The 13,150-nt window shown below is 45.6% G+C and carries 14 protein-coding genes; all 14 read left to right on the top strand.

Annotated elements, in window-relative coordinates:
• Position 1: 1 nt before the first annotated feature.
• Positions 2-1,111, top strand: coding sequence for an undecaprenyldiphospho-muramoylpentapeptide beta-N-acetylglucosaminyltransferase (murG, locus tag V6W81_RS20255; RefSeq protein WP_145045599.1), 1,110 nt, complete (start codon positions 2-4; stop codon positions 1,109-1,111).
• 147 nt (positions 1,112-1,258) lie between these two features.
• Positions 1,259-2,164: a UDP-N-acetylmuramate dehydrogenase gene (murB, locus tag V6W81_RS20250; protein ID WP_338540178.1), complete on the top strand. Its 906-nt coding sequence runs from the start codon at positions 1,259-1,261 to the stop codon at positions 2,162-2,164.
• A gap of 17 nt (positions 2,165-2,181) precedes the next feature.
• Positions 2,182-3,465 carry a UDP-N-acetylglucosamine 1-carboxyvinyltransferase gene (murA, locus tag V6W81_RS20245; protein ID WP_145045596.1) on the top strand — a complete coding sequence of 428 codons (1,284 nt, stop codon included), beginning with the start codon at positions 2,182-2,184 and terminating at the stop codon, positions 3,463-3,465.
• Positions 3,466-3,524: 59 nt separating this feature from the next.
• The gene (locus V6W81_RS20240; RefSeq protein WP_338540177.1) at positions 3,525-4,292 is read left to right on the top strand and encodes a cell division protein FtsQ/DivIB; all 768 of its coding nucleotides are present in this window, start codon (positions 3,525-3,527) and stop codon (positions 4,290-4,292) included.
• 292 nt (positions 4,293-4,584) lie between these two features.
• On the top strand, positions 4,585-5,868 hold the full coding sequence (gene ftsA, locus V6W81_RS20235) for a cell division protein FtsA (protein ID WP_145045593.1): 1,284 nt from the start codon (positions 4,585-4,587) through the stop codon (positions 5,866-5,868).
• 148 nt (positions 5,869-6,016) lie between these two features.
• Complete coding sequence (gene ftsZ, locus V6W81_RS20230; protein WP_145045591.1) at positions 6,017-7,129, top strand: cell division protein FtsZ; 1,113 nt, start codon at positions 6,017-6,019, stop codon at positions 7,127-7,129.
• Positions 7,130-7,429: 300 nt separating this feature from the next.
• A complete protein-coding gene (spoIIGA, locus tag V6W81_RS20225) occupies positions 7,430-8,410 on the top strand; it encodes a sigma-E processing peptidase SpoIIGA (protein ID WP_338540176.1) in 981 nt (326 codons plus the stop codon).
• An 11-nt stretch (positions 8,411-8,421) separates the two neighbouring features.
• The gene (gene sigE, locus V6W81_RS20220; protein WP_056696160.1) at positions 8,422-9,144 is read left to right on the top strand and encodes an RNA polymerase sporulation sigma factor SigE; all 723 of its coding nucleotides are present in this window, start codon (positions 8,422-8,424) and stop codon (positions 9,142-9,144) included.
• 111 nt (positions 9,145-9,255) lie between these two features.
• Positions 9,256-10,038: an RNA polymerase sporulation sigma factor SigG gene (sigG, locus tag V6W81_RS20215; RefSeq protein ID WP_056696161.1), complete on the top strand. Its 783-nt coding sequence runs from the start codon at positions 9,256-9,258 to the stop codon at positions 10,036-10,038.
• Between the two features lie 325 nt (positions 10,039-10,363).
• The gene (locus V6W81_RS20210; protein ID WP_056696162.1) at positions 10,364-10,753 is read left to right on the top strand and encodes a YlmC/YmxH family sporulation protein; all 390 of its coding nucleotides are present in this window, start codon (positions 10,364-10,366) and stop codon (positions 10,751-10,753) included.
• A 51-nt stretch (positions 10,754-10,804) separates the two neighbouring features.
• Entirely contained in the window at positions 10,805-11,704 is a 900-nt protein-coding gene (pgeF, locus tag V6W81_RS20205; protein WP_338540175.1) for a peptidoglycan editing factor PgeF, read from the top strand.
• 5 nt (positions 11,705-11,709) lie between these two features.
• Positions 11,710-12,411 (top strand): YggS family pyridoxal phosphate-dependent enzyme, encoded by a 702-nt coding sequence (locus V6W81_RS20200; protein WP_338540174.1) that lies wholly within the window; start codon positions 11,710-11,712, stop codon positions 12,409-12,411.
• Positions 12,402-12,869 carry a cell division protein SepF gene (locus V6W81_RS20195; RefSeq protein WP_145045583.1) on the top strand — a complete coding sequence of 156 codons (468 nt, stop codon included), beginning with the start codon at positions 12,402-12,404 and terminating at the stop codon, positions 12,867-12,869. The genes V6W81_RS20200 and V6W81_RS20195 overlap by 10 nt, the downstream gene beginning before the upstream one ends.
• 16 nt (positions 12,870-12,885) lie before the next feature.
• Positions 12,886-13,146 carry a YggT family protein gene (locus tag V6W81_RS20190; protein ID WP_145045891.1) on the top strand — a complete coding sequence of 87 codons (261 nt, stop codon included), beginning with the start codon at positions 12,886-12,888 and terminating at the stop codon, positions 13,144-13,146.
• Positions 13,147-13,150: the final 4 nt, after the last annotated feature.

Raw genomic sequence — 13,150 nt, 5'->3', positions numbered from 1 at the left:
GATGCGAGTCGTTCTAAGCGGCGGCGGTACGGGTGGACATATCTATCCGGCTGTTGCCATAGCAAGGCAATTGGAGGCGGAAAATCCCGACTCGACATTTTTATATATTGGAGGAACCCGAGGTTTGGAAAGCAAACTGGTGCCTCAAGAAAATATTCCGTTTCAATCCATCGACATTACAGGTTTCCGTAGGAAACTGTCGATCGACAACTTGAAGACCGTCATGCGATTTATTCAAGGTGTTAGCAAATCCAAAAAAATGCTCAAGGAATTTAAGCCTGATGTCGTTATTGGTACGGGTGGATATGTATGCGGTCCAGTCGTTTACGCTGCGGCCAAGCTAGGTATTCCAAGTATTATTCACGAACAGAATGCCATTCCAGGTCTGACTAACAAGTTCCTCACACGTTATGTGAATACCGTAGCGGTTAGCTTTGAAGGGGCTGAAAAAGCATTCTCTGGCGCTAAACGAGTCATCTATACAGGGAATCCGCGTGCAACGACAGTTGCTAAGGCAAGCCGTGATCGCGGTTTTGCTACGTTGGGGGTTCCGATGGATAGTCGCGTTGTCCTTGTTGTAGGGGGCAGTCGCGGAGCCAAGGCAATCAACAAAGCAATGGTAGATATGGCGCCTAGGTTAGCTGGGCTGGATGATGTTCATGTCGTATACGTCACCGGCGATACCTATTTCGATGAAACAAGAGAAGCGATCCGAAGTTCGCTCGGCACGATGCCTAATCATCTGCACGTACTGCCTTATGTACACAATATGCCTGAAGTGCTTGCTTGTACTTCCCTTATTGTGAATCGTGCAGGGGCGTCATTCCTTGCGGAAATTACGTCACTTGGCATTCCATCTATTCTTATCCCTTCACCAAATGTAACAAACAATCATCAGGAAGCGAATGCTCGCACGCTTGAAGGTGGAGGAGCATCTATAACGATGTTGGAAAAGGATCTAACGGGTCAAAAACTCTATGAAACGATTGCTGGCATCATGAATGATGAGGGAGCTCGCAGGAAGATGGCTGCAGCATCCAAACAGCTTGGCAAACCCGATGCAGCCGAGGTGCTTGTGAATGAAATTCGGCGACTCGCTGTGCACCGCTAAAGTGTGTTCTGGGCGATTGTCACATACCTGCCGGGACTGACATAAGATACCGTATAAATCGTGACAATCGTTCCACAGCGTCGTAGCCCAGCCTGTTGAAACAGCAGCAGGCTGGCTCATCGGTTCGAAGTAAAGGAGGTTTTCAACATGCAGCAGTGGATATCGGTACTATCCCAGAATAATGTCGGCAAAGTTCTTGAAAACGAGCCGCTCGCAAAATATACGACATGGAAAATCGGTGGTCCTGCGGATGCGCTAGTCATACCGGAAAACAAAGAGCAGATGGTCAATCTAATTCAGTTGTTACAAAAGCATAAGATCCCGTGGATGCAACTGGGACGTGGATCAAACATGCTAGTATCTGACAAAGGAATACGCGGTGTTGTCGTGAAACCAGGAGAAGGCTTTGACTTTGCGGAATTTCACGAAGATGGCGTAACAGCCGGAGCTGCATTTTCTTTTGTTAAGCTGAGTGTGATGGCTGCCAAAAAAGAATTTACCGGTTTGGAATTTGGTAGCGGGATTCCTGGAACTGTCGGTGGAGCTGTGTATATGAACGCGGGAGCCCATGGATCGGATGTGTCACGGATATTTCAATCCGCTGAGATTGTGCTGGAGACAGGGGAATTGGTACGTTATAGCAAGGAGGACATGAATTTTGCCTACCGCCACTCTGTACTGCATGATCAGAGAGGCATTGTACTTGAGGCTACGTTTGCTCTTCAGCAAGGCGAGCGCAAGGTGATTTCGGAAGCGATGGCGGCCTATAAGGATCGCAGACGGCGTACACAGCCACTGCAGATGGCTTGTGCAGGCAGTGTTTTCCGGAACCCACCTGGTGATTATGCAGCTCGCTTGATTGAAGCAGCAGGGCTAAAGGGTAAGACACAGGGAGGCGCACAGGTATCCACCATGCATGCCAATTTCATTGTTAATACCGGCCAAGCAACAGCAGAGGACGTCATCACCCTTATGCAGCATATTCAGAGCACTATATCATCTCATAACGGTATTGACCTGGTACCGGAAGTCTTCGTAGTGGGTGAGCGGTAAACCCCGGAGGTGATACATTGGACAAATTGGTGATTGAAGGCGGGAAACCCCTCTCAGGATCCATACGCATCCATGGAGCAAAAAATGCCGCTTTACCGATTATGGCCGCAAGTTTGTTGGCAGATGGGGAAGTCACCCTGCATAACGTACCACACTTGCTGGACATTGAAGTAATGCTGTATATCCTGGAACGGCTTGGATGCACGTGTCGGCATGAACAGGGAACAGTGACGATTAATACGTCGTCCATTCAGTCTTATGATGTGCCTGAGGAGCTTATGAAACAGATGCGCTCTTCCATTTTCTTAATGGGACCACTGCTCGCTAAATTCGGGCAAGTATCCGTGTATCAGCCTGGTGGCTGTGCGATTGGAGAACGTAAGATTGATCTTCACCTCCGGGGCCTGGAAGCGCTCGGAGCCACAATCGAGGAACAGGATCAACAGATCATCTGTCGTGGTCGTTCGTTGGTTGGAACGGATATTCATCTGGATTTCCCGAGTGTGGGAGCCACGGAGAATATTATGATGGCAGCTGTGGTAGCTAAGGGCACAACAACCATTTTTAATGCAGCACGTGAACCTGAAATTCAGGATTTGCAGCACTTTCTGAATGCTATGGGTGCAAGTATCATAGGTGCCGGAACAGATACCATTACGATTAATGGTGTGGAAAAGCTGGTACCATGCTCATACGAAATTATTCCTGATCGCATCGTGGCTGGAACGGTGATGATCGCAGCCGCAGCTACGAGAGGGAATGTAACGCTTACACACTGCAATCCGGCACATCTTACTTCTCTTATACATGTGTTGAAGCGCACTGGTGTTCAAATTACAGTATGCAATGATATAATGACGGTGAGCTGTATGAGCCGTCCAAAATCAGTAGATCGAATCGTAACTTCACCTTATCCTTCGTTCCCCACAGACCTGCAGTCGCAAATTATGGTTCTGCTTAGTCTAGCGGATGGTTTTAGTGTCATGAAGGAGACCGTGTTTGAAGGTCGATTTAAACATGTGGATGAGCTGAATGTAATGGGAGCCGACATATCGGTGGATCTAAATGCAGCCTTTATACGTGGTGTTCCCCGTTTATATGGAGCCACAGTGGAAGCAACCGATTTGCGCGCAGGTGCAGCTTTGGTTATTGCTGGTTTAGCAGCACAAGGCAAGACGGTTGTAGAGCAAGTTCATCACATTGACAGAGGGTATGATTGTATCGAAAAGTTGTTCCAGAGTCTCGGAGCTTCCGTTGAAAGACAATCTCCCGTTTCGAAACAGCTCGATTTTGCCAATTAACGTCCTTTGAGTCCCCTTCTTCAAGGGAAGGGGGCCGAAGGCTTTGTGGAGCGCGATCTATGCCAAAAAGTCAAATTCCGGTTCTCAAAAAGAATCGGCCTAAACGAAACACAAGCCGTAAAATTGTATTCATTTTGTTATTTCTTTTTGTTGCGTTACTTGCAGTATTGTTCTTTCGCTCTTCAATGAGCCGGATTTCGGAGATTGAGATTACGGGTAATGTGTACACGTCAACTTCGGAATTATTGGAGAAGAGTAGTCTGAAGGTGGGCGAACAATTTTTTGGGACAAGCTCGTCAGAGATCATTGAACAGCTGAAGACAGATAAGGCGATTTCCAATGTGACAGTGGACAAGCAATTTCCTGGCACAATTCATATCAAGGTCGAAGAATACCCTACGGTTGCATATGAACTTGCCGCGGACGGAGCGCTTAAAGCGATACTTGCCAGTGGGACAAGCTTGATTGTTCCACCTAACATTGGAGTTGCTGTAGAGAAACCTATTCTGACGCAGTGGAAGACAGACGATCCGCTCAAGGCCAAATTGAGTGAAGTCTTAGCTACCATTCCCAACGAGCTTACGACGGACATCTCGGAGATCATTCCGAATCCGACGCCCTCATTTCCGGATCAGATTAGGATCTATACAAAATCGCAGTTTGAAGTGATTACAACGGTGTCTATGTTGCCGGATAAGGTGGAATACCTTAATCAGGTTATTGAGACAGAGCGACCAGGAAAGATAACGATGTTGGAGGCCGATACCTATGTACCTTTTATCGCCGACAACCCTGAGGATGATGTTGAACCAGGAGCAAGTCCCTGATTCCGGATCGTTGGGCTTGAAAAGAATTTAAAATCCCTACGGAGTCAGGGTTTGCCCACGTCTAACCTGTGAAAGTTGTTCTTTCTGAGATGAAGAAAAAATGATACACTTGAACTTATGGCACTAGAGTTGCCTCCTTCTTTTTTCTTCAAGGTTTTATGTCTCGCAACCAGATCTTGGCACCCAAAAAAATTGTAGAAAAAAGAGGGAAAGCCTAAAGTGTGTTGAATATGTTTTAAGAGTGTTTAAACCCGAACGTATTTTACTATTGGAGTCAGGAGGTGCCACAGACTTGAGTAACAATGACATCATTGTTAGTTTGGACATCGGTACATCCAAAATTCGCGCTATTATTGGGGAAATTAATAATGGAACCTTTAATATTATTGGAGTTGGATCTGCCGACTCGGAAGGAATTCGCAAAGGTGTAATCGTAGATATCGATCAGACCGTGCAGTCGATTCGCAATGCTGTGGATCATGCTGAGCGTATGGTAGGTATTCAAATATCCGAAGTATATGTTGGAATCTCGGGAAATCATATCGGGCTGATGAGCAGTCACGGCGTCGTGGCAGTATCTAATGAGGATCGTGAAATCGGAGAAGAAGACATGGAGCGGGTGTTGAAAGCAGCCGAAGTTATTGCGGTTCCACCGGAACGGGAAATTATTGATGTTGTCGCCAAGCAGTACGTTGTTGATGGCTTGGAAGGCATACAAGATCCCCGTGGTATGATTGGTGTTCGTCTGGAAGTGGAGGCGACCATCATTACGGGTGCAAAAACCGCGATACATAATCTTTTGCGCTGCGTAGAGAAAGCGGGTCTGAAAGTAAGTGATTTGGTACTCATGTCACTTGGTGCAGGACAATTGGCTTTATCTAAAGATGAAAAAGCAATGGGATCTGTGCTTGTTGATGTTGGAGCAGGTGCTACAACGATTGCTGTCTTTGAAGAGGACAGCCTTGTGGCAACTTCAACGTTACCCATCGGTGGAGAGTTCGTAACGAATGATATCGCCTATGGTTTACGTACGCTAACGGATCAAGCTGAAAAGGTGAAGCTGAAATATGGCTGTGCTTGGCTGGATGATGCTGCTGCGGATGTCATGTTCAAAGTGACACGAATCGGTAGCAATGTGGATAAAGAATTCTCGCAAGAGGATTTGGCGGCCATTATCGAACCAAGAGTTCAGGAAATATTCCAGATGATCTCTCAAGAAGTGAAGCGACTTGGTTACACGGAGCTTCCTGGAGGTTATATACTAACGGGAGGAACCGTCTCCATGCCAGGTGTTCTGCAGGTAGCTCAGCATGAGCTTGCTGCATCGGTGCGAGTAGCTGTTCCAGATTATATCGGTGTACGTGACCCAGGCTTCACTAGCGGGGTAGGTATCCTGCACAATGTAATCCGTAGTCTGCGTCTTCGTCCATCGAGCAGCAACGGCGGTGGCAGCAACAATAATAACAATAACAACAAGAAACCGACCAACCGTGTTAAGCCGAATACGTCTCCGGAATCGGAGCAAAAACCGGGTTTGTTCGAACGGCTGAAAAATATGTTCAGCGAATTTATATAACAGGTTGAATCTTTTTCATACTTCTTGAAGTCGTCTGAATGCGCTGAAACTAACATAAACGCTTTCGTTCGTCGATATATGAAATTGATTCGGTTCAATCAAAAATTGGACGAGCCATCCATGCACATTGAGGGGGAGATGGAATAATATGTTGGAATTTGATTTCGAGATGGAGAGCTTGGCTCAAATAAAGGTCATCGGGGTAGGCGGCGGCGGAAGCAATGCTGTGAACCGAATGATCGAAAATGGTGTACAAGGTGTGGAATTTATAACGGTAAATACAGATGCTCAAGCATTGCATCTGGCTAAATCCGAACATAAATTGCAAATCGGTGACAAACTGACACGTGGTCTTGGCGCAGGTGCTAACCCCGATGTTGGTAAAAAGGCAGCGGAAGAGTCCCGCGACCTGATCATGAATACGCTCAAAGGTGCAGACATGGTATTTGTTACAGCCGGTATGGGCGGTGGTACAGGTACAGGTGCGGCTCCAGTTATCGCTGAGATCGCTAAAGAATGTGGTGCACTTACAGTCGGCGTAGTAACACGCCCGTTTACTTTTGAAGGACGTAAACGTTCTAGCCATGCAGAGCAAGGCATTGAAGCTCTGAAGGAAAAAGTAGATACACTGATCGTTATTCCTAATGATCGTTTGCTTGAGATTGTAGACAAAAAGACACCAATGTTGGAAGCATTCCGTCAAGCGGATAACGTATTGCGTCAAGCGGTACAAGGTATTTCTGACCTGATCGCTGTTCCGGGTCTAATCAACCTTGACTTTGCTGACGTCAAAACGATTATGCATGAACGCGGTTCTGCGCTGATGGGTATCGGTGAATCCACTGGTGAAAATCGTGCGGCTGAAGCAGCTCGTAAAGCGATCATGAGTCCTTTGCTTGAAACGTCTATTGAAGGTGCTCGTGGTGTAATCATGAATATCACAGGTGGCATTAACCTGTCGCTATATGAAGTTAACGAAGCAGCAGAAATCGTCACGTCTGCCTCCGATCCGGAAGTCAACATGATCTTCGGTGCCATCATTGATGAGAACCTGAAGGAAGAGATCAAGGTTACGGTGATTGCTACTGGCTTTGAAGATAAGCCTGTATCGCCGCCACCTGCTCGCAAAACTGCTCCAACTAGTGAGCCTACGGATAACCGTGCGCCTAATCTGCGTCCGTTCGGCAACCAGCCAAGCGGTGATCAGTTGGACATTCCGACATTTTTGCGCAATCGTTCACGTAATACTAATAACGACTAAGCAATATATAGTATGTAATCTAAACCCGGTTCTCCTTCATGGAGTTCCGGGTTTTTTATATTATTTTGCACCCTGTATACATAGCTTGAGCTAGACCATAAAGCAATCAAATTAACTGTATCATACGGTAATGAACAAATTCTGAACAATCCGAAGCGTAATCCGACAAAAATAGTTGGACCCATCCCTCCATGATTAGACAGACTTTGAAGAGGGGGCTGCGTATACTTGTGAATATCCTGATAGGTGTATAGCGGTGCATTATATCGAATTCTGATATGGATGTAGGCAGGTGAAGAGTTGGTTGTTTATGTGGATCTTATCTTTTTGACGAACTTGTGTATTGACGGTGCACTCATTGGTCTTACGGCATGGATGCGCAGCATCAAGTTAGTGTGGTGGAGATGGCTACTGTCAGCGGTGGTGGGTGCGCTATATGTGGTTATGATGTTTGTGCCAGAGCTTGAGTTCATGTTCACCTTTCTGATCAAGTTCGGCTTATCACTGGTGATGCTCAGCATCGCATTTGGCTTTAAAGGTCTTCAGACTTTTGTACGAACCTTGGGTACCTTCTACGTCATTAATTTTGTGGCTGCTGGCGGCATTCTAGGTATGCACTATATGTTACAGAATTCAGGTGAGATATTTAACGGAATCTGGTTTACCACCTCTGGCGGGATGTCCTTTGATCTGAAAATTGCGTTTTGGTTTACGTTTATCGTATTCTTTACAGTTTTATTTCTATTCAAAGTTGTTCAGAACTCCAAACGCAAAACAGATCGTATGACCACCTATTTAGGCAGAGTCGAGGTTGTAATTGACGAGGTGAGCGTTACTTGTACAGGCCTTGTGGATACCGGTAATCAGCTGACTGATCCTCTTTCCCGCTTACCGGTCATGGTAATGGAAGTCTCGTTGTGGCAAGACCTGTTGCCTGAGGCTTGGAAAGGTAGGTTGAAGGATGAGACACCGGACAACCTTATTATGGAACTGGATCAAGAGCAGTTTCGTTGGCAAGATCGTTTAAGGCTTGTCCCATTTCGCGGGATTAACAAAGGAACTGCCTTTATGCTCGCGATAAGACCTGATCTCGTTCGAGTGAGTCTGGGTGAAATATGCTATGAAACAACGAAGGTATTGGTAGGTCTGGATGGCGGCGTATTGTCTTCAGAGGGCAAATATCGTGCTGTGATTCATCCTGAACTCGTGTCAGAAGCTGTTAGCACACAGTCTACGGCTCTCACTGTGGGAGCAACAGAAAAGCCGCTGAATGTGGTATAGGAGGGACGAACATGCTTGTAAAATGGAAATTGGTAGCTCAGTTGCAATACTATCGTGTGTTGTTTTTGTTCGGTCTGAAGAGTGAAGAGATTTATTATATCGGTGGGAGTGAAGCGCTACCACCTCCATTAACCCGTGAAGAAGAGGAATTCTTACTTCAAAAGTTATCCTCAGGAGACGCTGCAATTCGAGCGATGCTGATTGAACGCAATCTGCGATTGGTTGTTTACATTGCACGCAAATTCGAAAATACGGGCATTAACATTGAAGACTTGGTCTCCATCGGAGCCATTGGACTTATTAAAGCGGTGAACACATTTGATCCAGAAAAGAAAATTAAACTGGCAACCTACGCATCACGTTGTATTGAAAATGAAATTTTAATGTACTTACGTCGCAATAGTAAAATTCGTACAGAGGTTTCTTTTGACGAACCACTCAACATCGATTGGGATGGAAATGAACTATTATTATCCGATGTACTCGGTACAGAGAATGATACAATCTATCGAAATATTGAAGAACAAGTAGATCGTAAGCTGCTGCACAAAGCATTGGAAAAATTAACGGATCGTGAACGAATGATTATGGAGCTTCGTTTTGGGTTGACCGATGGGGAAGAAAAGACGCAAAAAGATGTTGCCGATTTACTCGGAATCTCGCAATCCTATATCTCTCGTCTCGAAAAAAGAATCATTAAAAGACTCCGCAAAGAGTTTAATAAAATGGTCTAAACGGAGTGAAATGCAAAGTTGGGTATTAATGGCAAGGTTGCCAAGGACGAATAAAAAAGCCTGCCCCGGAGATAATGTACATTAATGTTTCTCCTTGGGAGGTAAATCACGATGACCCGAAACAAAGTCGAGATTTGTGGCGTGGACACCGCAAAATTGCCTGTTCTCACCAACACTGAAATGAGGGAGTTATTTCACTCTCTCCAGCAACATCACGATCGCTCAGCAAGAGAAAAATTAGTGAATGGCAACCTGCGTCTAGTACTTAGCGTCATTCAGCGCTTTAACAATCGAGGGGAGTTTGTCGATGATCTGTTCCAGGTTGGATGTATTGGCCTGATGAAAGCCATTGATAATTTTGACTTATCCCAAAATGTTAAATTTTCAACGTATGCGGTTCCGATGATTATTGGGGAAATCCGTAGATACTTGCGCGACAATAACCCGATTCGGGTATCTCGCTCCTTGCGGGACATTGCTTATAAAGCACTTCAGGTTCGTGACAGCCTGACGAATAAAAATTCCCGTGAACCGACGATATTCGAAATCTCCGAAGCACTCAATGTGCCTAAGGAAGATGTCGTGTTTGCACTAGATGCCATCCAAGACCCAGTTTCACTCTTTGAACCCATTTATCATGATGGTGGTGATCCGATCTATGTGATGGATCAGATCAGTGACGATAAAAACAAGGATGTATCATGGATTGAAGAGATTGCACTTCGAGAAGCGATGCATCGTCTTGGACAACGTGAAAAAATGATTTTGTCCATGCGTTTTTTTGAAGGGAAAACGCAAATGGAAGTAGCAGATGAGATCGGTATTTCTCAAGCACAGGTATCGCGTCTGGAGAAGTCGGCCATACAACAAATGCAAAAGCATGTTAAATCGTAATACGGGGTAAAGCTAAGAAGGCGATCAGAGGAAAAAAACCTAGGATCGCCTTTTTGCTGTGAGCCGAGAAATAGGACATTTTTCGCAGCTAGCACATATAATTATATATAAGTGCGTGTTCAAAAAGGGTGGTTTTCAGTACCGAGAAGATGGGATGAAGGTAGAAATGGAGTAGCGGAGCGTAGGAAAAACTACGTGAGCAACGGACATTTCGGTTGAATTCCATATTCGACGTTAAGATGCCTCAGGGCATCCTTTGTAATCAAAAGCGGGCTTTTTGAACAACCCCTATAAGTGATGGTGGGCAAAGGCGGGAGGAAGCCGAATGAAGGGAAATACAGGAGAATCCGTATCCAGAGGTGTGAAGATTTCTGATTTTCAAACAAAGGAAGTTATTAATATTACCGATGGCAAGCGGTTAGGTCAGATAAGTGACTTGGAGTTGGACCTGAAGCAGGGGCGTATTGAAGCCATTGTGGTGCCAGGGTATAGCCGCTTTATGGGGCTATTTGGGGGTGGAACAGATCTGGTCATTCCATGGAGAAATATCGTAAAGATCGGATCGGACGTTATTCTGGTCAAAATGGATGAGGTAAAGGAAACGGTTCTAGATGATCGTGACCGGGAAGCGCGGATGTACGATGAACAGCAGGGACGTACACAACGTGAAGAACGAATTGAGCGGTTAGAGCGTAGCCAGCGGCGAACGATATAGTCAAGACAGAATGCGCTACATTTGGTAAACTGGAAGTTGTGAGGTGAGAAGATGGAACCTTTTATTTTAGATCAAAATTATACAGTTCAAGATATAAAGCAGGCAGGACAAACGGATACTGAACCGAGGTTATTACATCTGGAGCCGTGGAGACGGCAATTTAGCCAGATGACCGCAGGATTTACTACGAGGCAGGGAGGCGTTGGTATTACTCCTTATGCCAGTCTGAATTGTGCCTATCATGTGGGGGATCATGCAGAAGATGTTCTTCATAACCGCAAGCTTGTGGCAGAGCAACTCGGCTTCTCGGTAGATGCTTGGACTTGCGGAGAACAGGTGCATGGCAAACACGTAGCGGTAATTACCGCGGAGGATCGCGGCAGAGGTTTGCAAGATCGGCAGTCTGCCATTCAGGATACGGATGGATTGGTTACGAATGTACCCGGTGTGTTATTAACGTCATTCTATGCGGACTGCGTACCTCTGTATTTCTATGATCCTGTTCAACAAGCGGTTGGGCTTGCCCATGCGGGGTGGAAAGGTACTGTTGCTGGAATCGCAAAGTCCATGGTAGAAACCATGGAAGAGACCTATGGAAGCCGGAGGCAAGACATTCGCTGCGCGATTGGCCCTTCTATTGGAGACTGTTGTTATGAAGTGGACGAAAACGTTATGCAGCATGTACGGGTTTGGCTAGACGATGCTACGGGTAATGATGAATACAAGGGATCTGCTCCTAATCGCATCTATCGGCCTGCCAATCAGGGTAAAACGATGTTAAACTTGAAAGAATGTAATCGACACATTATGATGAAAGCAGGAATATTGCCGGATCATATCGAATGTACAAGTTGGTGTACAAGCTGCCATACGGAGCTGTTTTTTTCTTATCGCAAAGAAAATGGAACAACCGGTAGAATGGCGAGTTGGATTGGGCTGGAAGAGAGGTGACCTCTTTGTCATTGGGGGAGCGTATACAACAGGTAAATCAGAAGATAGAAGACGCGTGTCAGCGCAGTAACCGTGTACGTGAGGAAGTGAACGTCATTGCAGTTACCAAATACGTCTCGCTTGAAACGACGGGAGCAGTGCTGCAACATGGTCTTGAGCATATTGGAGAAAACCGCTGGCAGGATGCGCAGGCAAAATGGGAAGCTTTTGGCCAACAAGGCACATGGCATTTTATTGGACACCTGCAGACGAACAAAGTGAAGGACGTTATTGGTAAATTCCGCTACATACACTCCCTGGATCGTTTATCCCTAGCGAAAGAGCTAGATAAAAAGGCGGCTGCACTGGGTATCCAGGTGGAGACGTTTCTACAAGTTAACATTTCGGGTGAAGAGAGCAAGTATGGATTACAGCCCGAACAGGCTAAACCATTTTTGTGTGAAATCAGTTCATTTAGCAACCTAAAAGTTGTCGGGCTAATGACGATGGCGCCTCATGAGGAAAACCCTGAGCTTACTCGTCCTGTATTCCGTGGACTTCGTGAGCTTAGAGACGACTTAAATGGACAAGCCTTGACCTCAGAACCAATCACCCAGCTCTCTATGGGCATGTCTAATGATTTTGAAGTGGCCATTGAAGAAGGGGCAACATGGGTTCGGCTGGGTTCAATTCTTGTAGGAAAAGAGGAGGGTTCACGATGGGCGTAATGAATAAATTCATGAATTTCCTAGGGCTCCAGGAAGAAGAAGAGATTGTGGAGCGTGAACGTTTGGCAGCGCAAGAGGAAACTGAGGCAGAACATCAAGAAAATGAAACCTCCAGTCTGGATAAACGTAGAAACCAAAGGGGTAATAATGTCGTGAGCATTCATTCCCAGAAAAATGTTAAAGTTGTCCTTTATGAACCGCGTTCATATGACGAAGCTCAAGAGATCGCCGATCATCTTCGTTCCCATCGCACGGTTGTTGTTAACTTACAGCGAGTGCGTCAGGATCAGGCATTACGCGTGATCGATTTTTTGAGTGGTACAGTATATGCCCTGGGCGGCGGAATTTCTAAAATTGGCGGCAACATTTTTCTTTGTACGCCAGATACAGTTGAAATTCAAGGAGCAATTTCGGAAATACTGGCTGAAAGCGAGCAAGATTATAACAGAATGAGGTGAGCCGTTTTTGAGTCCGATGATTTTTAGTTTGTTGGATACACTGTTTAACATTTATTATTGGATGATTATTGCGTATATCTTGATGTCATGGCTACCTAACGCCAGAGAAAGTTTCATCGGTGAGATGTTGGGTAAATTTGTAGAGCCATACTTAAGTCCGTTTAGAAGGTTTATACCTCCTCTATTCGGGACATTGGATATCTCTCCAATCGTAGCTCTCTTTACGCTGACGTTAGTTCGTATGGGGCTATTCACAATTTTGGGCTATTTAATCTAGGCAG

The sequence above is a fragment of the Paenibacillus tundrae genome (assembly GCF_036884255.1).
Classification (GTDB): Bacteria; Bacillota; Bacilli; order Paenibacillales; family Paenibacillaceae; genus Paenibacillus.
This window is presented reverse-complemented; position numbering and strand designations above follow the sequence as displayed.